We start from the raw sequence: 19,522 nt of genomic DNA, 5'->3' as shown, positions 1-19,522 counted from the left end.
CCCGCCCGGGGCCGGTGCGCGGCGAGATCCGCCACCTCGCCGCCGCCACGCTGGAGGGGCTGCCGGAACCCTTGGCCGGTGTGGCATAAGGAGCGCCATGCGCCGCCGATCCCTGCTGGCCCTGCTCGGGCTCGCCGCCTTCACCCGCCCCGCCGCCGCCCAAAGCGGGCCGCAGCCCCGCCTGCCGATGGAGCCGCTCGCCATCATCACCCGCGACGGCAAGCGCCATGAGTTCCGCGTCGAGATGGCCGTCTCGCCGGAGCAGCAGCGCGTCGGGCTGATGTTCCGCCCGTCGGTGAAGCCGGATGAGGGGATGCTGTTCGATTGGGGCGTGCCGCGCGAGAGCAGCATGTGGATGCAGAACACCATCACCTCGCTCGACATGGTGTTCATCCGCGAGGATGGGCGCATCCACCGCATTGCTGAACGCGCCGTGCCGCTCAGCCTCGCCACCATCGACAGCCGCGGGCTGGTGCGCGCCACGCTGGAACTGGCCGCCGGCACCGCCGAACGGCTCAACCTGCGGCCGGGCGACAAGGTGGAACACCGGATCTTCGAGCAGTAGAAAAGGCCAGGGGAAGGAATTCCCCTGGACCCCTTCTTTTTTCTGCGAGTCTCAGGCGGCGTAGCGGCTGAGGGCGAGGTCCTCATGCTCGATGTTGGGGCGCTGGCCGGTCACCAGATCCGCCGCCAGACGCGCGCTGCCGCAGGACATCGTCCAGCCCAGCGTGCCATGGCCGGTGTTCAGGAAGAGCTTCGGGAACTTCGTGGGGCCGATCACGGGCGTGCCGTCCGGCGTCATCGGGCGCAGGCCGCACCAGAACAGGGCACGCGCCGGGTCGCCGCCCTGCGGGTAGAGATCCATCACCGAATGCAGCAGCGTCTCGCGCCGCTCATCGTGCAGCCGCATGTCGTAGCCGGCGATCTCCGCCGTGCCGCCGACGCGGATGCGGTCGCCGAGCCGCGTGATGGCGATCTTGTAGGTCTCGTCCATCACCGTGGAGACGGGGGCAGCGGTGGCGTCCGTCACCGGCAGGGTCAGGGAGTAGCCCTTCACCGGATAGACCGGCAGCTTCAGCCCGAGCGGCGCCAGCAGGGTGGGGGAGTAGCTGCCCAGGGCCAGCAGGTAGCGGTCCGCCGTCAGCACGCCGGCATCCGTCACCACGCCGCCGATGTCGCCGCCCTCCAGCATCAGCCGCTCGATGCCCACGCCATAGCGGAAGGTGACCCCCATCTCGGCGCAGAGCGCGGCAAGGCGCTGGGTGAAGAGATGCGCGTCGCCCGTCTCGTCCTGCGGCAGGCGCAGCCCGCCCACGAATTTGTGCTGCACCCGCGCCAGCGCCGGCTCGGCCGCCACGCAGCCGGCCGCGTCCAGCACCTCGAAGGGCACGTCGTACTGCCGCAGCACGCGCAGATCGTCGCCCACATGGTCGAGCTGCTGCTGCGTGCGGAACAATTGCAGCGTGCCGCGCTCGCGGTGGTCGTATTCGATGCCCGTCTCGGCGCGCAGATCGGCCAGCGCCATGCGGCTGTAGTCGGCCACCCGCACCATACGGGATTTGTTCACTTGATAGGCCTTGTCGGTGCAGTTGCGCAGCATCTGCCACAGCCAGGACCACTGTGCCGGGTCCATCCGCGGGCGCACCACCAGCGGGCTGTGCTTCTGCGTCATCCACTTCACGGCCTTCAGCGGCACGCCCGGCCCGGCCCAGGGCGCGGAATAGCCGAAGGAGACCTGCCCGGCATTGGCGAAGCTGGTCTCCAGCCCGGCGCCCTGCTGGCGGTCCACCACCTCCACCTCATGCCCTGCCCGGGCGAGGTAGTAGGCCGAGGTGACGCCGACCACGCCGGCACCGAGAATGAGGACCTTCATTGTGCTTCCGCTCCGCCGCGCCCCAGCCTCACGGGCTGGTGACGAAAGCGTATCGTAGGCGCGAACCGGCGGCAGGTGCTTGCGATCCGCGCAACATCATGCGAATTCGCGCCGAACCATTCGAATTTCCTGCGAATCCCTGAAAGAATATGCCGGACACTGTCCTCGACTCGCTGGACCGCAAGATCCTGCGCCTGCTGCGCGCGGACGGGCGGATGAGCAACGCGGCGCTGGCCGCCGCCATCGGCCTCTCGCCCTCCGCCTGCCTGCGGCGGGTGCGGATGCTGGAGGCGGGGGGGACCATCCGCGGCTATACCGCCCTCATCGAGGAGCCGGCGCCGCAGGGGCGCACGGTGGTGATCGTGCAGATCACGCTGGAGCGGCAGACGGAGGACGGCTTCAACCGCTTCGAGGCCGCCGTGCGGCAATGCCCCGAAGTGTGCGAGTGCTACCTGATGACCGGCTCGGCCGACTACCAGCTCCGCGTCGAGGCGCGCGACGCGGCCGATTACGAGCGCATCCACAAGGAGCAGCTCTCCCGCATGCCGGGGGTGGCGCGCATCCAGTCGGCCTTCGCCATCCGCACCGTGGTGCGGGGGCGCGAGGCAGGCTAGGCCCGCCCGCGCCAGCCGGCCCACATCACGGCGAGCCTGTCGCCCAGCCCGCGCGGCGGCGGCGGCTGCGCCGCGCTCCAGCCGGCGGCGGTGACGCGCGCCAGGTCCCGCGCTGCCAGCCGCCCGGGAAGCGCCGCCGCCACGGCGCCGCGCGGCAGCGCGGCGAGCTTCATGCGCCCCTCGCGCAGCAGCGCCTGGCCTTCCCCGGCCAGGATGCGGGCGGCCGCGTCGGTGCCCTGCTGGCGCGGGTCGCGCGCCACGTCGGCCGGGGTCAGGCCGTGCTCGGCGAGCAGGTCGGCGGGCAGCAGGCAGCGGCCCTGCATGGACAGGGCGGGCGTGTTGCGCAGCACCCCGGCCAGCCCGTAGGCGGCGCCCACCGCCTGCAGCCCGGGCAGACAGGCAGCCGGCGCCCCCAGCACCCGCCCCATGGCCACGGCCAGCCCGCCCGATGAGCCGCGCAGCAGCGCCAGCAGCGCGGCCCGGCTCGGGATCTCCTCCTCCGCCTCCGCCTCCCGGGCATCCACCATGCCAAGCAGGTCCTCCGGCGCCAGCGTGCCGGCGCGGATCGCCTCGGCCAGCGGCGCCGCCACCTCGTGCCGGCGGGGCGGCGCCCCGGCCTGCGCCTCCTCCACCGCCTCGCGCCACCATTGCAGGCGGATCAGCGTGGTCATGGCGTTGCTCGCCACCTCCCGCGCCCGCGCCAACTCATGGTTGAAGGCGATCAGCAGGCCCAGCGTGTCGCGCGTCTCTGGCGGGGCGAACAGCGTGCAGAGGAAGCGGTCGGGGTCGTGGCGCCGCGCCAGCGCGGCGATCGGGGAGAGGGGAGCGGGATCGGCCATCGGCAGGGTTATGAACACCATTCCGTGCCGTGCAAGCGTCAGGGGCCTTGCTTGACGCCACATCGGGGCACGCCTAGCTGTTTCAGCGCGCGGCGCCGCAACTCCGGCGCCGGTCGATGCTTGCCCGTCCGAGTCCAATCATTCATCGGGAGAACAGCTCATGGCTTTCAGCCTTCCGCCGCTGCCTTACGACGCCTCCGCCCTTGCCGCCTCCGGCATGTGCCAGGAGACGCTGGAGCTGCACCACGGCAAGCACCACAACGCCTATGTCACCGCGCTGAACGGCCTGGTGGAGAGCAAGGGCCTGTCCGGCAAGTCGCTGGAGCAGATCGTCGCCGAGGCCGGCAAGGCCGGCGCCGACGGCCTGCCCGTGCTGAACCAGGCCGGCCAGCACTGGAACCACATCCTGTTCTGGCAGGTGATGAAGCCGAATGGCGGCGGCGACAGCCTGCCCGGCAAGATCGGCGCCAAGATCAACGAGGATTTCGGCGGTCTCGCGCAGTTCAAGGAGGCCTTCAAGCAGGCCGGCGTGACGCAGTTCGGCTCCGGCTGGGCCTGGCTGGTGATGGACCAGTCCGGCAAGCTGAAGGTGACCAAGACGCCGAACGGCGCCAACCCGGTCTCCACCGGCGAAGGCACGCCGATCCTCGGCGCCGACGTGTGGGAGCACGCCTACTACCTCGACTTCCGCAACGTCCGCCCGAACTACCTCGACAACTTCCTGAACAAGCTGGTGAACTGGGAGAAGGTCGAGGAGCTGATGCTCAACGGCGGTCTGAAGTCCGGCCAGACGGCCTGATTTTTCTGCAAGCTGCCGGTCAGGGCCGAGACGGGGGGCGCGGCACGGAAGCGGACCGCAAGGGCCCAGAGTCGCGGTTCCCGCTTCCGGCGCGGGATCGGACCGCTCCGCCCCAGCAAGGCGCCCGACGTCTCGCCCATGACACGGCAGTCCGACAAAAAAACCCGGGAAGCGGTGCTTCCCGGGTTTTTCTCTGGACGGTGGGCGTCGCGGTGTCAGGCGGCCGGCTTGACGTCGTTGGCGGCCACCGGCTTCACCAGCGTGCTGATGGTGCTGCGCACCACGTTGATGCGCACATTCGGCGCGATCTCGATCTCGACCTCCTCCGAGCCTTCCTTGACCTTCGTCACGGTGCCCAGGATGCCGCCAGCGGTGATGACGCGGTCGTTGCGCTTCAGCTGGGTGAGCATCGCGCGGTGCTCCTTGGCGCGCTTCTGCTGCGGGCGGATCAGCAGGAAGTAGAAGACCACGAAGATGAGCATCAGCGGCAGGAGCTGCATGACGATGCCGGCGGCACCGCCGGCGGCGGCTGCGTCCTGGGCATAGGCGGGGGAGATGAACATGGGGGCTGCTTCCGTCTTGCCGGGTGTGGCCGGCGAAACTAGCCTCCCGGCCCCTGCCGTCAACACCTTGCCGCCCGCGAGGGCGATGAACGCCCCGCCAGGGCCCCAGGAGCGTCCCGCTTGTCCGACACCGCCGACCACCCTCTGATGCCCACCCTGGCCCGCATCGCCGCGGCGCTGGAGCGCCTGGCGCCGCCGCCGCCGGCCCGGCCCGATCTCGGCGCGGCCGACGCCTTCGTGTGGCACCCCGCCACCCACGGCGGCAGCCCGGCCATGCTGGCGCCGGTGCCGCGCGTGGCGGCGGTGGAGATCGGCCTGCTGCAGGGGGTGGACCGGCAGAAGGGCCTGCTGCTGGAGAACACCCGCCGCTTCGCCGCCGGGCTGCCGGCCAACAACGCCATGCTCTGGGGCGCGCGCGGCATGGGCAAGTCCTCGCTGGTGAAGGCCGCCCACGCCGCCGCCAATGCCGAGACGCCCGGCAGCCTGGCGCTGATCGAGATCCAGCGCGAGGACATCCGCACCCTGCCGGAGCTGCTGAACATCCTGCGCGGCGGCACGCGCCGTTGCCTGGTGTTCTGCGACGACCTCTCCTTCGAGCGCGAGGACCAGGACTACAAGGCGCTGAAATCGGTGCTGGATGGCGGCATTGAGGGGCGGCCGTCCAACGTGCTGTTCTACGCCACCAGCAACCGCCGCCACCTGATGCCGCGCGACATGATCGAGAACGAGCGCAGCAGCGCCATCAACCCCGGCGAGGCGGTGGAGGAGAAGGTCTCCCTCAGCGACCGCTTCGGGCTGTGGATCGGCTTCCACAATGCCGACCAGAACACCTTCTTCGCCATGGTGGAGGGCTATGCCGCCGCGCTGAAGCTGCCCGTCAGCCAGGAGGAGCTGCACCGCGCGGCCGTGGAGTGGTCCGTCACGCGCGGTGGGCGCTCGGGGCGCGTGGCTTGGCAGTTCATCCTCGACCTCGCCGGGCGGCTCGGCGTGGCGCTGCCGGAGTGAGTGGAGCGCCGCTGCCGCCGCCGCAGGGCGCGCGTCGCGAGGGGAAGGTGTTCCTGAACCCCGACGGCTCGCGCCCCGGCCAGAGCTTCGGCGCGCTGTGGCGGCTGATGCGCGAGCGTGGTGGCACGCCCTGGCCGGAGCGGGTGGAGAACCCCGTCTTCCCGGCCCCACCCGCGCCGCCGCCGGGCCATGCCACCGTCACCTTCCTCGGCCATGCCAGCTTCCTGATCCAGCCGCATGGCGGGCCGGTGATGCTGACCGACCCGATCTGGAGCGAGCGGTGCAGCCCCTTCTCCTTCATGGGGCCGAAGCGGGTGCGGCCGCCGGGCCTGGCTTTCGAGGCGCTGCCGCGCATCGACCTCGTGCTGCTCAGCCACAACCACTACGACCATTGCGACATCCCGACGCTGAAGCGCCTGCACGCCCGCTTCGCGCCGCGCATCCTCACCGGCCTCGGCAATGCGAAGCTCCTGGCGAGGCATGGGATGCGCGATGTGGCGGAGCTGGACTGGTGGCAGGAGGCACCGCTGCCCGGGGGTGGCGCGGCGCGCTTCCTGCCGGCCCGCCACTTCGCCGCGCGCGGCCTGCACGACCGGGCGCACACCCTCTGGGGCGGCTTCATGATCGAGCCGGCCTCGGGCGGGCGGATCTACTTCGCCGGTGACTCCGCCTGGGGCGCGCATTTCGAGGAGATCGGCCAGCGCCATGGCGGCATCGATCTCGCCCTGCTGCCGATCGGCGCCTATGCGCCGCGCTGGTTCATGCAGGTGGTGCACGTGAACCCGGAGGAGGCGGTGCGTGCCTTCGCGGTGCTGCGGGCGCGCGAGGCGCTGGCGATGCATTTCGGCACCTTCAAGCTGACGCAGGAAGGCATCGACGAACCGGTGGAGGGGCTGCGCGCGGCACTCGCCGAGGCCGGGCTGCCGGAGGCGCGGTTCCGCGCGCCAGGCTGCGGCGAGAGCGTGGTGGTGAAATTGGAGAGGTAAGAGCTTCTTTTTCTGAAGAAAAAGAAGCAAAAAGACTTTGTCGGTTTGGCGTTGTGCCAAACCGACAAAAGCCTGGCTTCAGGCCCCGACGATGACCGCCCCGCCGAAGGTCTTCTCGACGAAGTCCTTCACCGCCGGGTCGGCATAGGCGCGCGCCAGGGTCTGCGCCCAGGGCTTGCCCTCGTCGCCGCGGCGGGTGACGACCAGCACCGTATAGGCGCTGTCGGTGCCCTCGATGGCCAGGCCTTCCTTCAGCGGGTTCAGCCCGGCGGGCACGGCGTAGTTGCCGGTGATGGCGGCGGCGTCCACGTCATCGAGGCTGCGGGCGATGGAGGCGGCCTCCAGCTCGACGATGCGCACGCGCTTCGGGTTGCCGGTGATGTCGGCCACCGTGGCGCGGTAGTCGGCGCCGGACTTCAACTCGATCACGCCGGCCTTGGCCAGCAGCAGCAGGGCGCGGCCACCATTGGTCGGGTCGTTCGGGATGGCGACGCGGGCGCCGCTCGGCAGGTCCGCCAGCGCCTTGTGCTTCTTGCTGAACACGCCCATCACCGTCAGCACGGTCTTGCCCACGGGCACGAAGTCGTAGCCGCGCTGCGCCTTCTGCGCGTCGAGGAAGGGCTGGTGCTGGTAGGTGTTGACGTCGATCTCGCCCGCCGCCAGTGCCGCGTTGGGCTGGATGAAGTCCGAGAACTCGGTGATCTTCAGCACGAAGCCCTGCTTCGCCAGCACGTCGCGCACCACTTCGAGCACCTGGGCGTGAACGCCGCTGGTGACGCCGACGCGCAGCGGCCGCGCGGCGGTGCCGATCTCGCCCGCGCCCTGCGCGAAGGCCGGCACGCGGAGGATGGCCGGCAGCAGCAGCGCGCCGCCGGCGAGGATCAGGGTACGACGGTTCAGCATGGCGGCCACTCCTCAGAAGGCGGGAACGACGGAGCCCTGGAAGGTCTCCTGCACGAACTTCTTGATCTCATCGTTCTGGTAGGCGGCGACGAGGCGCTTCACCCAGGGGGCGTCCTTGTTGTCGCGGTGCACGGCGATGAGGTTGGCATAGGGGCTGTCGGCGCTCTCGATGGCGACGGCGTCGCGCACCGGGTTCAGCCCCGCGGGGATGGCGAAGTTGGTGTTGATGGCCGCGGCCTCCACCTCGTCCAGCGTGCGCGGGATCTGCGCGGCCTCCAGCTCGATGATGCGCAGGCGCTTCGGGTTCTCCGTCACATCGGCCACGGTGGCGCGGAAATCGGCGCCCTCGGTCAGCTTGAAGGCGCCGTTCGCCGCCAGCAGGGCCAGGGCGCGGCCGCCATTGGTCGGGTCGTTCGGGATGGCGATGCGGCCGCCATTCGGGATGTCGGCGATCTTCTTGTGCTTGCGGGAATAGACGCCCATCGGGAAGACCAGCGTCTTGCCCACCGCCACCAGCGGCAGGTTGCGGTCCCGCACCGTCTGGTCGAGGAAGGGCTGGTGCTGGTAGCTGTTGGCATCCAGGTCCTTGGCCGCCAGCGCCGCGTTCGGCGTGATGTAGTCGGAGAACGGGACGATGCGCAGCACCAGCCCGTCGCGCGCGGCGATCTCCTGCACCTTCTCCAGCACCTGGCTGTGCGGCCCGGCGGTGCCGCCGATGCGCAGCGGGCGGGACTGCGTGCCGATCTCCTGCGCGCGGGCCGGAAGGCTGCCCAGGAAGGGCAGGGCGAGGCCGCTGCCGAGCAGCGTGCGGCGGTTCAGGGACATGGCGGTCTCCTTCTTTCTTGTATCGGGTCTACGGTCAGCGGCGGCGGACGCGGCGCACCAGCCAGTCGCCCAGCGATTGCAGACCCTGCACGAACAGGATCAGCACGATGACGACGCTCGCCATCACCTCCGGCATGAAGCGCTGGTAGCCGAAGCGGATGCCGAGATCGCCCAGGCCCCCGCCGCCCACCGCGCCGGCCATGGCCGAGTAGCCGACCAGGCTCACCAGCGTGACGGTGACGGCGGCGATCAGGCCGGGCATCGCCTCCGGCACCAGCACCTTCCACAGGATCTGCAGCCGCGTGGCGCCCATGGCGCGGGCGGCTTCGACCACGCCGCGGTCCACCTCGCGGAAGGCGGTCTCGAACAGGCGGGCGATGAAGGCCGTGGAGGCCAGCGCCAGCGGCACGATGGCCGCGCCCGTGCCGATCGAGGTGCCGGCCACCAGCCGGGTGAAGGGCACGATCGCCACCATCAGGATGATGAAGGGGGTGGAGCGGACGGCGTTGATCAGCAGGCCGAGCGGCCGGTTCACCAGCCCGTTCTGCGCCAGCCCGCCACGGTCGGTGGCGTGCAGCAGCAGCGCCAGCGGCAGGCCGAAGACGATGGCGATGGCGGCGGCGCCGCCGACCATGGTCAGCGTCTCGATGGCAGCCTCGACGAAGAGCTGCTCCAGCATCGGGGTGAGCCAGGGGATCATGTCAGGCGGCCTCCGCCTTGGTCTGGAGGGTCGGGGCGTCCACCGGGGTCACGGTCAGGCCCAGCTCGGTGAACCAGGCTGTGGCGGCGTCGATCTGCTCCGGGCTGCCATAGGCGGCGAGCGCCATCAGCCCGAAAGGCTCGCCGGCGATCTCGTCGATGCGGCCCGAGATGATGTCGAGGTCGAGCGCGAAGCGGCGCGAGGCCTCGCTGATGACGGCGCGCGTGCTGTTGGGGCCAGCGAACAGCACTTGCAGCAGGCGCCGCTCCTCTCCCTCGCGCGGGGCGGGGAGGCGGGCCACGGTGCCGGGCGGGATGAAATGGCCGATGGTGTCGGCGATGAAGCGGCGCGTGGTGGGGTGGCGCGGCCGGGTGAAGACGTCGAACACCCGGCCCTCCTCGATCACCTGGCCGCGCTCCATCACCGCCACGCGGTCGCAGATCTCCTTCACCACCGCCATCTCGTGGGTGATCAGCAGCACGGTGAGGTCGAGCTGGTCGCGCAGCCGCTTGATCAGCGCCAGGATCTCCTGCGTCGTCTCGGGGTCGAGCGCGCTGGTCGCCTCGTCGCAGAGCAGGATGCGCGGGCGTGGGGCGAGCGCGCGGGCGATGCCGACGCGCTGCTTCTGCCCGCCCGAGAGTTGCGCCGGGTAGGCGCCCGCCTTGTCGGCCAGCCCCACCAGGGCCAGCGCCTCCGCCACGCGCTGGGCGCGCTCGGCGCGCGGCACGCCGGCCACCTCCAGCGGGAAGGCGACATTCTCCGCCACGGTGCGGGAGGAGAGCAGGTTGAAGTGCTGGAACACCATGCCGATGCGCCGGCGCCGCTCGCGCAGCGCCGTGCCGTCCAGCCCGAGCAGGTCCTCGCCCAGCACCCGCACCGCGCCGGAATCAGGGCGCTCCAGCAGGTTCACGCAGCGGATCAGGGTGGATTTGCCGGCGCCCGAGCGGCCGACGATGCCGAAGATCTCGCCCGGCGCCACCTGCAGCGAGACGCCGTCCAGCGCCTTCGTCGCGGCGCCGCGCCCGGTGAAGAGGCGGCGCAGGTCGCGCAGGTCGATGGCGGGGCCGGGGCCGGCTCCGGTTGCGGCCCCGGGCTGCGCGGGCGGCGGCGCCGGCGCGGCGGCAGAAACAGACATGGCAGTTCCGATGACGTGAAAGCGGGGGAGGAGGGCGCCACGCGGCGCGGCGGCACGGCGGCACCGTGCCTGGCGGATCAGCCGGCGGTCAGCAATCCGGCGTTCAGCAGAGGGGCATTCGACAGGTCATGGGCACTCCGGGCATCTCCAACACGGTCGGATGACCCACGAAGCGACCGGCGGCGGAGGGCTTCACCCTCCCGGCCCGCAGCCCGGCTTCCTGGCGCTTTAGCACTTGGTGTCGCGGCGCAAGCTGCATCCGTCAAATCCCCGCGGGAAGGCATATTCCCCTTCCGATGCGGAGAATGGAGAAACCACAGCCCGACCGCAAGCATGGAAGCGCCTCATAAGACCATGCGCTGAACGCATGGCTCGTCCTCGTGATCAGCCATGGCGTGCAAATCTCGCGCAGAGGCTGTAGAAGGCGCGGCATCCTGCCGGGTGAGCGGCGCCATCGCGCCCACATCCCGCAGAGGAAGCGCCCCAGACCCGGGTGCGCACCACCCGACCGTGGCGGATCTTTCGAACACATGCCTTTTCCTGTGATGCCCGAAGCGCTTCTGCGCGCCCTCACCGAGCGCGGCTATGCCGAGCCCACCGCCGTGCAGGCGGCGGTGCTGGAGCCGGAGACGGCGGGGCGCGACCTGCTCGTCTCGGCGCAGACCGGCTCGGGCAAGACAGTGGCCTTCGGCCTCGCCGTCTCGCCGGAGCTGATGGGCGAGGCGGAGCGCCTGCCGCCCGCCGGCGCCCCCCTGGCCCTGGTGGTGGCGCCGACGCGCGAACTGGCGCTGCAGGTGCGGACCGAGCTTTCCTGGCTCTACGCCGCGGCCGGCGGGCGCGTGGTCAGCTGCGTCGGCGGCATGGACCCGGTGGCGGAGCGCCGCGCCCTCTCGCAGGGCGCGCACATCGTCGTCGGCACGCCGGGCCGGCTGTGCGACCACCTGGACCGCGGCAACCTCCGCCCCGAGGCGCTGCGCGCCGTGGTGCTGGACGAGGCGGACGAGATGCTCGACCTCGGCTTCCGCGAGGAGCTGGAGAAGATCCTCGGCGCCGCGCCGGAGGACCGCCGCACCCTGCTGTTCTCCGCCACCGTGCCGCGCGAGATCGCGCGCCTGGCCGAGAACTTCCAGAGCGACGCCCTGCGCATCGAGGCCAAGGGCGAGGGCGGCCAGCATGTCGACATCGCCTACAAGGCGGTGCTGGTGGCGCCCTATGACGTGGAGCGGGCGGTGGTGAACCTGCTGCGCGTCTCCGACAGCCCGCGCGCCATCGTCTTCTGCTCCACCCGCGCGGCGGTGGCGCGGCTGCACGGCAACCTCTCCGAGCGCGGCTTCTCCGCCGTGGCGCTCTCCGGCGAGCTCTCGCAGGCCGAGCGCAGCCGCGCCCTGCAGGGCCTGCGCGACGGCCGCGCCCAGGTCTGTGTCGCCACCGACGTGGCGGCGCGCGGCATCGACCTGCCGGATCTCGGCCTGGTCATCCATGCCGAGCTGCCGAAGGAGCCGGAGACCATGCTGCACCGCTCCGGCCGCACCGGCCGGGCGGGGCGCAAGGGCACCTCGGTGCTGATCGTGCCGCCGAGCCGCCGCCGCATGGCCGAGCGGCTGCTGATGGCCGCGCGCGTCGAGGCCGAATGGGGCCCGCCGCCGGCCGCCGAGGCGATCCATGCGCGCGATGCCGAGCGGCTGGCCGCCCAGGCCCAGGCCCTGCTGGCCGATGAGCCCTCGGCCGACGACACCGCCGTGGCCCGCGCCCTGCTGGACGGCGGCGCCGCGCCGGAGGCCATCGCCGCCGCGCTGGTGAAGGTGCTGCGCGCGCCGCTGCCGGCGCCGGAGGAGCTTTCCGCCGTGGAGGCCGGCCCGCCGCGCCGCCCGGCGCGCGAGCGCCCGACCGGCCCGGGGCAGGAAGGCGTGTGGTTCCGCATCAATGTGGGGCGCGACGGCAATGCCGATCCCCGCTGGGTGCTGCCCTTCCTGTGCCGGCGCGGCCAGGTGGCGCGCGACGAGATCGGCCGCATCCGCATCCTGGGTCGGGAGACGCAGTTCGAGGTGGCCGCCTATGCCGCCGGCCGCTTCGCCGCCGCGGCCCGCCGGCCGGATGCGGATGACCCGCATATCCGCGTGGAGCCGGTGCCGGCAGGGCACACCGCCCGCGGCCCGCGCCCTTCCGGCGGTGATCGGGGACGCCGCCCACAGTTTCGTTGAGGCGGTCTGGTCCTGTTCAAGTTGCTGTGCGGAGGTGATGCCCTCCCTCCTGCCGGCTTCCATATCTGCTAGAGGCGGAGCTTCACGGACAAAGAATGGCGCTTCGTCGTCCTGGAAGGAGGACTGGCCGACGTTTGGCGGATCGAGGAGAAGCAGGATTGATGCCGTGGCACGAGCAGACGTCTTTCGATTCTGGGGATGATCTCGCCATCGACCGGCTGAGCCTCGCCGCGCCTTTGCTGGGCGCCACCGGCTGGATCGACGGGCTGGCACGCCTGGTCGGGCTGGATCTCTCCGTTGGGGAGGCGCCGTCCGCCCGCACGGCGCTGGCCCATACCGCCCTGGCGCAGACCCTCCAGGAGATGTTCGCGCCGCTCGGCTTCAACCTGCGGCGCATCGCCCCGCCGGGTGAGGCGCGTGGCGATGAGGCCGCGCAGACGGAGCCCGCCCCGGCCAGCCTTGTCGCCGCCCGCCGCACCGGCCGCCCGGTCTGCTCCATCCACATGCCGCTGAGCGTCGCCGCGCCCGATCCCCGCTGGACGCGCCCTCCCCATGCCCTGACCCGCCGGGGCAGCCAGCTTTTCGGCTGTGGCACGCGCGGCGGGCAGGGGGCCATCGCCGCCGTATGGGCGGCCCTGCGCGCGGCCGATGCGGTGGGGCTGCCGCTGCGCTTCGACCCCGTGCTGCTGTTCACCCCCCATGACGACAGCGGCGCCGTGTTGCGCCATCTCTGCGAGCAGGGCGAGGTGAGGGGCCATTTCCTGTCGCTGGGCGGGATGGCCGCGCCCCGCATCTGGGCCGGGGCGCTGGGACTGCTGACGGTGGAACTGCGCATCGACGGCGCCGCCGATGCCGAGGCCGCCCTGCCAGTCCTGGCGCGGCTGGCGGAGCTGCAGCACCAGGTATCGCAGCGTCTCAGCACCCTGCCCGCCGCCCCGGAGGGCGAGGGCATCCAGCTCTCCGCCCAGCTTTCGGTCGCCTCCGTGAGCATGAGCCCGGATGGCGGCATGCGGCGGCGCTGCACCGTGGTCGTGCAGCGCCGCTTCACGCCCGAGGAAGGCGCGGAGGCCGCGCTGGAGGAACTGCGCGCGGCCATGGCCGGGCTGGAGGTTCCTGGCTGTGCCCTGGAATGCCGGATGGTGCGCCACCTGCCCGCCGCCCTGGCGCCGGAGGAGGGGCCGCATGGCGCCCGCTGGCAACGCGCGCTGAGCTGGGGCTTCGGCTTCGCGCCCGATGGCTTCCGCCGCGCGAGCAGCCTGGAAGGGTCGGCCTTCGGCTTCGTGCAGCAGGCCGGCGTGCAGGAGATCCTGGTCGGCGGGCTGACACGGCCCGGGCAGCGCCAGGAGGCGGTGAACGAATTCACCACCGTCGAGGATGTCGAAGCCCTGGGCCGCGCCGTCCTGGCCTATCTGGCCGATGCACCGGAGCAGCCGCTGGACGGCTTCTGAGCACGCCGCTCCGGCAGAGTCGTCCGGCAAGGGAAGTTCCGCTCAGCGCCCTGGCCAGAGGCCGGACGTCGCCAGCTCCACCAGATGTCCTTCCGGGTCCCGCAGGAACAGGCTGTGGCCGCCGCCTGGCCAGGAGACCGCCCCCTCCACCGCGACGACGTTCAGCGCCAGCCATTCCCGCCAGGCCGGCAGGGTCTCGGCCGCCACGCCGAGCGCGATGTGCTGCCGGCCGCCGGCATCGTGCCCCGGAATATGGCCGCCCGGCGTCTCGGTGGCGGCCGCGGCGCTGCCCCGCCGGAACAGCAGCAGCACGCCAGGACCGATGCCGAGGGCACAGAAGGTGTCGGTGGCCCGCAGGCACTCCAGCCCCAGGATGTGCTCGTAGAACCAGCGTGTCGCGCGCAGGTCCCGCACATAGAGGGCGGTCTCCAGCAGCTTTCCGGGTACCGCCGGGCGGAGGGCGGTCATGGGTCCTGTCCTTGGCCTGGGCTGTGATGATGCAACCGGCCCGGCCGCCGAGGGTTGCTCATCTTGAATGCCGGCACGCAGGCCCGGCTGACAGATCCAAGGAGAACCGCGATGGCCTCGCCGGAAACCCGCTCCCCGCCCCATCAGCCCGTGACCCAGGGCAAGGACGCCCGCCAGAACGACCAGGAGCTGGAGAAGGCCCTGGAGGACACCTTTCCGGCCAGCGACCCGCCGTCCCAGTCCAGCCCGACGCAGACGGTCGGCTGGGAGGAGCCTGAGAAGGAAGACACGGAAAACACGAAAAAGGGCGGCTGAGACACCGGCATCGCCCGTCCCGTTCAGTCCGGCGTTGCCTCCGGGAAGCGCAGGCTGAACCGGGTCCGGGGACGGTGCTCGGTGAGCAGGTCCCCGTCCAGCTGGCGTGCGCAGGATTGCAGCAGCGTCATGCCGAACCCGGCGGACCGCATGGCCGCCAGCGCGTCCATGCCCGCCCCGTCATCCTCGACACTCAGCACCAGCATGTCCTCCTCGCGCTCGAGGCGGAGGTGGATGTTTCCGTGCCGCCCCTCCGGGAAGGCATGGCGGAGCGCGTTGCTCACCATCTCCGCCACGGCCATGCCGAGAGGCAGGGTACGGTCCCTGCTGAGCGATGCCGGAACCGTCTCCACATGGAGGACCACCGGCCGCCGCGCCATCCAGTGGCGGATGATCCAGTGGGCGAAGGTTTCCAGATAGCGATCGAGCGGGACGCTCCCGGCGTCGCCAGCCTGATGCAGCGCCTCGTGCAGCGCCGCCATGCTCTGGATGCGCTCGCCCGCCATCTCCAGTGCCGCCTTCACCTCCGGCTGGGTGCGCCGGGCCTGGAGGCGCAGCAGGCTGGAGACGAGCTGGAAGTTGTTCTTCACCCGGTGCGTCAATTCCCGGTAGAGCCGTTCATGGCGGGCGACGGCCCGGGCCCAGTCCTGTTCCGCCCTGTGCTGCGCCGTGACATCCATCAGCACGCCGGCGGCTTCCCCCGGCCCGGCGGGCCGGCCGCGCAGCAGAAGGGCGCGCGTCTCGCCCGTGGCACCGGGCAGCAGGCGGAACACCACCTCGACCGGCGCTGTCTCCAGATCGCGGCCAGCCTGCCGGAAGGCCTCCAGATCATCGGGGTGCAGGTGGTTGTGCAACTGCCCCAGGGAGACGGGCCCCGTGCCGGCGGGACGCCCGAGCACGCGCCAGGCGCTGGCGCAGAGGCTGATGGTCTGGCTGGCCGCGTTCCATTTCCAGCGGCCTGCCTGGCCCAGCGCCTCCATCTCGTGCAGGGCCTGCCGGAGCTGGTTTCCCTCGTCGGTGACGTGGCGCAGCTCGCCAGCCACCAGTGCCACCAGCAGGCCCGCCGCCAGCAGCGTCAGCGCCTCCCCGCCCGACAGGGTTCCATGCCCAAGGGCCAGTTCCTCCCCGAGCGTGAGCAGGGACAGGAACAGCACGCAACCCACCCCGCCCGGACGGCCACCGACGGCGCCGGCAAGGGCGATGGCCGGCAGCAGCAGGGCCGGGCCATGGGTGCCGGGCCATAGGGCCTCGGCGGCCTCCCATGCCAGCATGCCCGCCAACGCGCAGCCAAGCGCCACGAGCTGGCTGGAGATGACACCTCCGGCCCGCGGCAGGCGCGAGACGATCTTGATCACCCGGGAAGCGCCGCACCGGGATGGCGTCCGGCTTTCCCCTGATCCTTGTCCCCCCTCTTGCCGCGACTACCCATTGACCACGGTGCCTCCATTCGGGTGCAGAACCTGCCCGGACATGTAGGACGCATCCGGCCCGGCGAGGAAAATGTAGCACGGCGCCACCTCATCCGGCTCGCCGGGGCGAGCCATGGGGGCGGACTGGCCGTGCTTCTCCATGCGTTCCGCATCGAATGTGGCCGGGATCAGCGGCGTGCGGATCGGGCCCGGGGCCACCGCGTTGACGCGGATGCCCTGCTCGGCCAGGGCGATGGAGAGCGAGCGGGTGAAGGCGACGATCGCCCCCTTGGTGGCGGCATAGTCGATCAGCGTCGGGCTGCCGTGATAGGCGGTGACGGAGGTGCTGTTGATGATGGACCCGCCGCGCGGAATGTGCGGCAGCGCCGCGCGCGTCACCCAGAACTGCGAGAGGATGTTGGTGCGGAAGGTGGCTTCCACCTGGTCCACCGGAATGCTGGCGAAGTCGTGGTGCACATGCTGCTCGGCGGCGTTGTTCACCAGGATGTCGATGCGGCCGAAGCGCGCGACGGTTTCGGCCACCAGCCGCCCGGCCACCGCCGGATCCCCGATATCGCCATGGCAGAGCAGGATCTCGCGGCCTGCTTCCTTCACCAGCCGCTCCGTCTCCCGCGCATCCTCGTGCTCCTCCAGGTAGCCGATGACGATGTCGGCGCCCTCCTTGGCAAAGCCCACCGCCACGGCGCGGCCGATGCCGCTGTCGCCGCCGGTGATGAGGGCGACCTTGCCGGCCAGCTTCCCGGCGGCGCGGTAGTCGCGCATGGCGGAACGGGGGGCGGGGTCCATCGCCCATTCCCGCCCCGGCTGGCGGGGCTGCACGGCCGCGGGAGGGGCGGAAGGCTGCTGGCTCATCGGCGGTTCTCGGATCGGTTCTCGGGCGACGAGGAAGGCGGCGCCGGATGTGAGGGGATTGCGGCAGCCGCGCCGGCGGGCCGCGACGCGCCGGCAGCGGGCCTGCGGGTGCGGAGCCGGGATGCTTCCTGCGGACGTGCAAAAGCCCGGATACCCATGGCGTATGGAGAGCCATGGGTTTCCTTCGATGGGCCAGGCCAGGCTGTCCACCGGTGTGACCGCGGGCCCCTGGCACGTTGTGGATGCGGCATGCTGGCCCGAACAACCAGCCGCCAGGGCAAGAGTTTCAGGGGTTGAGGGCAGTGTGAAGCGCCCGGCCTGTCATCGAACCTTCATAAATATGAAATAGAGTCGTCGTGCCCCGGGCCTAGAAGGCGTCCAACCGAACCGGCCCCCCGCCGTGCCCTGCGCGGCCAGGACCGGACGCAAGAACGGAGAGATATGGTGAGCAATCGACTTCTGGCCCTGGCGGCTGGCGTTGTGGCCACGTTTGGCCTGTCCATGACCGCGCACGCGCAGCAGGCGACCATCACCGGGGCGGGCGCGAGCTTCCCCAACCCGCTCTACCAGAAGTGGGGCGAGGCGGCGAAGGAAGGCGCGGGAATCCAGCTCAACTACCAGTCCGTCGGCTCGGGCGCCGGCCAGGCGCAGATCCGCAACCGCACCGTCGATTTCGGCGCCTCTGACGCGCCGATGACGGCCGAGCAGCTGCAGGAGCACAACCTGCTCCAGTTCCCCTCCACCATGGGCAGCCTCGTCGCCATCGTGAACATCCCGGGCGTCGAGGACCACCAGATGCGCCTGACGGGCGAGCTGCTGTCCGAGATCTACCTGGGCAAGATCACCAAGTGGAACGACCCCAAGCTGGTCGAGATGAACCCGGGGCTGAATCTGCCGAACCTGGCGATCGCGCCGGTCTACCGCGCCGACGGCTCGGGCACGACCTATGTGTGGGTCTCCTACCTCTCGGCCGTCTCCAGCGAGTTCAAGCAGCGCGTCGGTATCGGCACCTCGGTGAAGTGGGCCGCCGGCACCGGCGCCCGCGGCAATGAGGGCGTGGCCGGCACGGTGCGCAACGTGCGCGGCGCCATCGGCTATGTCGAGCACGCCTACGCGGCGCAGAACAAGCTGGTCACCACCCAGCTGCGCAACAAGGCCGGCAACTTCGTCCAGGCCGAGCCGGAGGCCTTCCAGGCCGCCGCCGCCAATGCCGACTGGTCCACGCCGAACTTCGCCGCCAGCCTGATCGACACCCAGGGCGACAAGTCCTGGCCGATCGTCTCGCCCACCTTCATCCTGCTGCCGAAGAACCCGCAGGACGCGAACCGGGCGCAGAACGTGATGAAGTTCTTCGACTGGGCGTTCAAGAACGGCGACCAGATGGCCGTGCAGCTCGACTACATCCCGCTGCCGGAGACGGTGGAGAGCGCCATCCGCGCCGCCTGGGCCGCCGAGGTGAAGGTGGACGGCAAGCCGGTCTGGCCGGCCAACTAATCCGGCCAGTACGAGCGGACGAGACCAGGGCGGGCGGTTCCGGAAGGGTCCGCCCGCTTCCCGCAAGCCGGGCCGGGCGCTATCCCGCCCCGCAAACCCGCTTTCCGGAGCATCCCCTTGCAGCAGGCTGCAACCCTCTCCGCCCAGACGGCGCCGCCACCCACGCATGAATTGCGCCGGGGCCGAAGCTCCGGCGCGCTGGGCGACGCCATCTTCGCCGCCGCCTGCCGCAGCGCCGGCGTGCTCGTGCTTCTGCTGCTCGGCGCCATCATCCTGGAGCTGTTCCTGGGTGGGCTGCAGGCCTTCCGCACCTTCGGCCCCGGCTTCGTCACCTCGACGGAGTGGGACCCGGTGCAGGAGGTGTTCGGCGCCGGCGTGTCCATCTACGGCACCATCGTCACCGCGGTGCTGGCGCTGATCATGGCCGTGCCGCTGGCCTTCGGCGTGGCCTTCTACCTGACCGAGCTGGCGCCCGCCTGGCTGAAGCGCCCGGTCGGCACGGCGGTGGAGCTGCTGGCGGCGGTGCCCTCCATCATCTACGGCATGTGGGGCTTCTTCCTGATCGTCCCCTTCATGTCGACGACCCTGCAGCCCTTCATCATCGACACGCTGGGCACGCTGCCGGTGCTGGAGAACCTCTTCGCCGGCCCGCCCTTCGGCACCGGCATCTTCACCGCCGCGCTGATCCTGGCGATCATGGTGCTGCCCTTCATCGCCGCCACCATGCGCGACGTGTTCGAGACCGTGCCGCCCGTCTACAAGGAGAGCGCCTACGGCCTCGGCTGCACGCAGTGGGAGGTGGTGCGCAGCGTGGTGCTGCCCTACACCCGCGTCTCGGTGGTGGGCGGCATCATGCTCGGCCTCGGCCGCGCCCTGGGCGAGACCATGGCCGTCACCTTCGTCATCGGCAACGCCAACCGCATCTCCACCAGCCTGTTCGGCCCGGGCAACACCATCGCCTCCGTGGTCGCGCTGGAGTTCGGCGAGAGCGAACTCGGCAGCCTCAAGCTCTCCGCCCTGCTGGGGCTGGGCTTCATCCTGTTCGTCATCTCCTTCATCGTGCTGGCTGCCT

At 71.2% G+C, this 19,522-nt stretch carries 20 protein-coding genes; 10 read left to right on the top strand and 10 right to left on the bottom strand.

Annotation, left to right across the window (positions count from 1 at the left end; all coding sequences use genetic code 11):
- The first annotated feature begins 97 nt into the window (after positions 1–97).
- Complete coding sequence (locus ACZJYS_RS13000) at positions 98–565, top strand: DUF192 domain-containing protein (protein WP_493178713.1); 468 nt, start codon at positions 98–100, stop codon at positions 563–565.
- A gap of 51 nt (positions 566–616) precedes the next feature.
- On the opposite strand, the gene ACZJYS_RS12995 is transcribed toward ACZJYS_RS13000, so the two are convergent.
- Complete coding sequence (locus ACZJYS_RS12995) at positions 617–1,873, bottom strand: D-amino acid dehydrogenase (protein ID WP_493178711.1); 1,257 nt, start codon at positions 1,871–1,873, stop codon at positions 617–619.
- Between the two features lie 149 nt (positions 1,874–2,022).
- Here ACZJYS_RS12995 and ACZJYS_RS12990 point away from each other — a divergent pair, with 149 nt between their 5' ends.
- Positions 2,023–2,487, top strand: a complete 465-nt coding sequence (locus ACZJYS_RS12990; protein ID WP_493178708.1) for an Lrp/AsnC family transcriptional regulator — start codon at positions 2,023–2,025, stop codon at positions 2,485–2,487.
- On the opposite strand, the gene ACZJYS_RS12985 is transcribed toward ACZJYS_RS12990, so the two are convergent.
- Positions 2,484–3,347: a phytoene/squalene synthase family protein gene (locus ACZJYS_RS12985; protein ID WP_493178706.1), complete on the bottom strand. Its 864-nt coding sequence runs from the start codon at positions 3,345–3,347 to the stop codon at positions 2,484–2,486. The genes ACZJYS_RS12990 and ACZJYS_RS12985 overlap by 4 nt on opposite strands.
- A 139-nt stretch (positions 3,348–3,486) precedes the next feature.
- On the opposite strand from ACZJYS_RS12985, the gene ACZJYS_RS12980 reads away from it, so the two are divergent.
- Complete coding sequence (locus tag ACZJYS_RS12980) at positions 3,487–4,125, top strand: superoxide dismutase (protein ID WP_493178704.1); 639 nt, start codon at positions 3,487–3,489, stop codon at positions 4,123–4,125.
- 215 nt (positions 4,126–4,340) lie between these two features.
- On the opposite strand, the gene yajC is transcribed toward ACZJYS_RS12980, so the two are convergent.
- Positions 4,341–4,688, bottom strand: coding sequence for a preprotein translocase subunit YajC (gene yajC, locus ACZJYS_RS12975; RefSeq protein ID WP_109517618.1), 348 nt, complete (start codon positions 4,686–4,688; stop codon positions 4,341–4,343).
- Between the two features lie 147 nt (positions 4,689–4,835).
- On the opposite strand from yajC, the gene ACZJYS_RS12970 reads away from it, so the two are divergent.
- Both ACZJYS_RS12970 and ACZJYS_RS12965 read left to right on the top strand, forming a co-directional pair.
- Positions 4,836–5,693 (top strand): ATP-binding protein, encoded by an 858-nt coding sequence (locus tag ACZJYS_RS12970; RefSeq protein WP_109517745.1) that lies wholly within the window; start codon positions 4,836–4,838, stop codon positions 5,691–5,693.
- Positions 5,690–6,679 (top strand): MBL fold metallo-hydrolase, encoded by a 990-nt coding sequence (locus ACZJYS_RS12965; protein WP_493178700.1) that lies wholly within the window; start codon positions 5,690–5,692, stop codon positions 6,677–6,679. The genes ACZJYS_RS12970 and ACZJYS_RS12965 overlap by 4 nt, the downstream gene beginning before the upstream one ends.
- Before the next feature lie 78 nt (positions 6,680–6,757).
- Here the strand turns inward: ACZJYS_RS12965 and ACZJYS_RS12960 are convergent, their stop codons facing one another.
- The 4 genes from ACZJYS_RS12960 to ACZJYS_RS12945 are packed head-to-tail and all read right to left on the bottom strand — an operon-like array spanning position 6,758 to position 10,242.
- Positions 6,758–7,582, bottom strand: a complete 825-nt coding sequence (locus ACZJYS_RS12960) for a MetQ/NlpA family ABC transporter substrate-binding protein (RefSeq protein ID WP_493178698.1) — start codon at positions 7,580–7,582, stop codon at positions 6,758–6,760.
- Positions 7,583–7,594: 12 nt separating this feature from the next.
- Positions 7,595–8,407: a MetQ/NlpA family ABC transporter substrate-binding protein gene (locus ACZJYS_RS12955; RefSeq protein ID WP_109517620.1), complete on the bottom strand. Its 813-nt coding sequence runs from the start codon at positions 8,405–8,407 to the stop codon at positions 7,595–7,597.
- Between the two features lie 34 nt (positions 8,408–8,441).
- Complete coding sequence (locus tag ACZJYS_RS12950; RefSeq protein ID WP_109517621.1) at positions 8,442–9,107, bottom strand: methionine ABC transporter permease; 666 nt, start codon at positions 9,105–9,107, stop codon at positions 8,442–8,444.
- Position 9,108: 1 nt separating this feature from the next.
- Positions 9,109–10,242 carry a methionine ABC transporter ATP-binding protein gene (locus ACZJYS_RS12945; protein WP_493178694.1) on the bottom strand — a complete coding sequence of 378 codons (1,134 nt, stop codon included), beginning with the start codon at positions 10,240–10,242 and terminating at the stop codon, positions 9,109–9,111.
- A gap of 530 nt (positions 10,243–10,772) precedes the next feature.
- On the opposite strand from ACZJYS_RS12945, the gene ACZJYS_RS12940 reads away from it, so the two are divergent.
- Both ACZJYS_RS12940 and ACZJYS_RS12935 read left to right on the top strand, forming a co-directional pair.
- Positions 10,773–12,443 (top strand): DEAD/DEAH box helicase, encoded by a 1,671-nt coding sequence (locus tag ACZJYS_RS12940; RefSeq protein WP_493178692.1) that lies wholly within the window; start codon positions 10,773–10,775, stop codon positions 12,441–12,443.
- 161 nt (positions 12,444–12,604) lie between these two features.
- On the top strand, positions 12,605–13,891 hold the full coding sequence (locus ACZJYS_RS12935) for a M20/M25/M40 family metallo-hydrolase (RefSeq protein ID WP_493178690.1): 1,287 nt from the start codon (positions 12,605–12,607) through the stop codon (positions 13,889–13,891).
- A 42-nt stretch (positions 13,892–13,933) separates the two neighbouring features.
- Here ACZJYS_RS12935 and ACZJYS_RS12930 read toward each other — a convergent pair whose 3' ends face one another.
- The gene (locus tag ACZJYS_RS12930; protein WP_493178685.1) at positions 13,934–14,359 is read right to left on the bottom strand and encodes a VOC family protein; all 426 of its coding nucleotides are present in this window, start codon (positions 14,357–14,359) and stop codon (positions 13,934–13,936) included.
- Positions 14,360–14,470: 111 nt separating this feature from the next.
- Here ACZJYS_RS12930 and ACZJYS_RS12925 point away from each other — a divergent pair, with 111 nt between their 5' ends.
- Positions 14,471–14,674: a hypothetical protein gene (locus ACZJYS_RS12925; protein WP_379633884.1), complete on the top strand. Its 204-nt coding sequence runs from the start codon at positions 14,471–14,473 to the stop codon at positions 14,672–14,674.
- A gap of 23 nt (positions 14,675–14,697) precedes the next feature.
- Here the strand turns inward: ACZJYS_RS12925 and ACZJYS_RS12920 are convergent, their stop codons facing one another.
- Together ACZJYS_RS12920 and ACZJYS_RS12915 are read right to left on the bottom strand one after the other, a co-directional pair.
- Entirely contained in the window at positions 14,698–16,029 is a 1,332-nt protein-coding gene (locus tag ACZJYS_RS12920; RefSeq protein ID WP_493178680.1) for a sensor histidine kinase, read from the bottom strand.
- Between the two features lie 66 nt (positions 16,030–16,095).
- Complete coding sequence (locus ACZJYS_RS12915) at positions 16,096–16,956, bottom strand: SDR family oxidoreductase (RefSeq protein WP_493178676.1); 861 nt, start codon at positions 16,954–16,956, stop codon at positions 16,096–16,098.
- A 441-nt stretch (positions 16,957–17,397) separates the two neighbouring features.
- Between ACZJYS_RS12915 and pstS the strand changes: the two genes are divergently transcribed.
- Both pstS and pstC read left to right on the top strand, forming a co-directional pair.
- Positions 17,398–18,450, top strand: a complete 1,053-nt coding sequence (gene pstS, locus ACZJYS_RS12910; RefSeq protein ID WP_493178674.1) for a phosphate ABC transporter substrate-binding protein PstS — start codon at positions 17,398–17,400, stop codon at positions 18,448–18,450.
- A 111-nt stretch (positions 18,451–18,561) separates the two neighbouring features.
- Positions 18,562–19,522, top strand: a 961-nt coding sequence (pstC, locus tag ACZJYS_RS12905; RefSeq protein ID WP_493178715.1) for a phosphate ABC transporter permease subunit PstC, incomplete at its 3' end; no start/stop codon positions are given.

The organism is Roseomonas sp. TS2 (genome assembly GCF_058833935.1).
Note: the sequence above shows the minus strand (reverse complement) of the source record. Positions and strands in the feature narration are given on the sequence as shown.

Excerpts from the sequence above, each read along its gene's own strand:
- ACZJYS_RS12990 (WP_493178708.1), top strand. The coding sequence starts at position 2,023 with ATGCCGGACACTGTCCTCGACTCGCTGGACCGCAAGATCCTGCGCCTG.
- ACZJYS_RS12995 (WP_493178711.1), bottom strand. The coding sequence starts at position 1,873 with ATGAAGGTCCTCATTCTCGGTGCCGGCGTGGTCGGCGTCACCTCGGCC.
- ACZJYS_RS12980 (WP_493178704.1), top strand. The coding sequence starts at position 3,487 with ATGGCTTTCAGCCTTCCGCCGCTGCCTTACGACGCCTCCGCCCTTGCC.
- ACZJYS_RS12950 (WP_109517621.1), bottom strand. The coding sequence starts at position 9,107 with ATGATCCCCTGGCTCACCCCGATGCTGGAGCAGCTCTTCGTCGAGGCT.
- ACZJYS_RS12915 (WP_493178676.1), bottom strand. The coding sequence starts at position 16,956 with ATGAGCCAGCAGCCTTCCGCCCCTCCCGCGGCCGTGCAGCCCCGCCAG.
- ACZJYS_RS12955 (WP_109517620.1), bottom strand. The coding sequence starts at position 8,407 with ATGTCCCTGAACCGCCGCACGCTGCTCGGCAGCGGCCTCGCCCTGCCC.
- ACZJYS_RS12945 (WP_493178694.1), bottom strand. The coding sequence starts at position 10,242 with ATGTCTGTTTCTGCCGCCGCGCCGGCGCCGCCGCCCGCGCAGCCCGGG.
- pstS (WP_493178674.1), top strand. The coding sequence starts at position 17,398 with ATGGTGAGCAATCGACTTCTGGCCCTGGCGGCTGGCGTTGTGGCCACG.
- ACZJYS_RS12970 (WP_109517745.1), top strand. The coding sequence starts at position 4,836 with ATGCCCACCCTGGCCCGCATCGCCGCGGCGCTGGAGCGCCTGGCGCCG.
- ACZJYS_RS12925 (WP_379633884.1), top strand. The coding sequence starts at position 14,471 with ATGGCCTCGCCGGAAACCCGCTCCCCGCCCCATCAGCCCGTGACCCAG.
- yajC (WP_109517618.1), bottom strand. The coding sequence starts at position 4,688 with ATGTTCATCTCCCCCGCCTATGCCCAGGACGCAGCCGCCGCCGGCGGT.
- ACZJYS_RS13000 (WP_493178713.1), top strand. The coding sequence starts at position 98 with ATGCGCCGCCGATCCCTGCTGGCCCTGCTCGGGCTCGCCGCCTTCACC.
- ACZJYS_RS12940 (WP_493178692.1), top strand. The coding sequence starts at position 10,773 with ATGCCTTTTCCTGTGATGCCCGAAGCGCTTCTGCGCGCCCTCACCGAG.
- ACZJYS_RS12935 (WP_493178690.1), top strand. The coding sequence starts at position 12,605 with ATGCCGTGGCACGAGCAGACGTCTTTCGATTCTGGGGATGATCTCGCC.
- ACZJYS_RS12960 (WP_493178698.1), bottom strand. The coding sequence starts at position 7,582 with ATGCTGAACCGTCGTACCCTGATCCTCGCCGGCGGCGCGCTGCTGCTG.
- ACZJYS_RS12985 (WP_493178706.1), bottom strand. The coding sequence starts at position 3,347 with ATGGTGTTCATAACCCTGCCGATGGCCGATCCCGCTCCCCTCTCCCCG.
- ACZJYS_RS12930 (WP_493178685.1), bottom strand. The coding sequence starts at position 14,359 with ATGACCGCCCTCCGCCCGGCGGTACCCGGAAAGCTGCTGGAGACCGCC.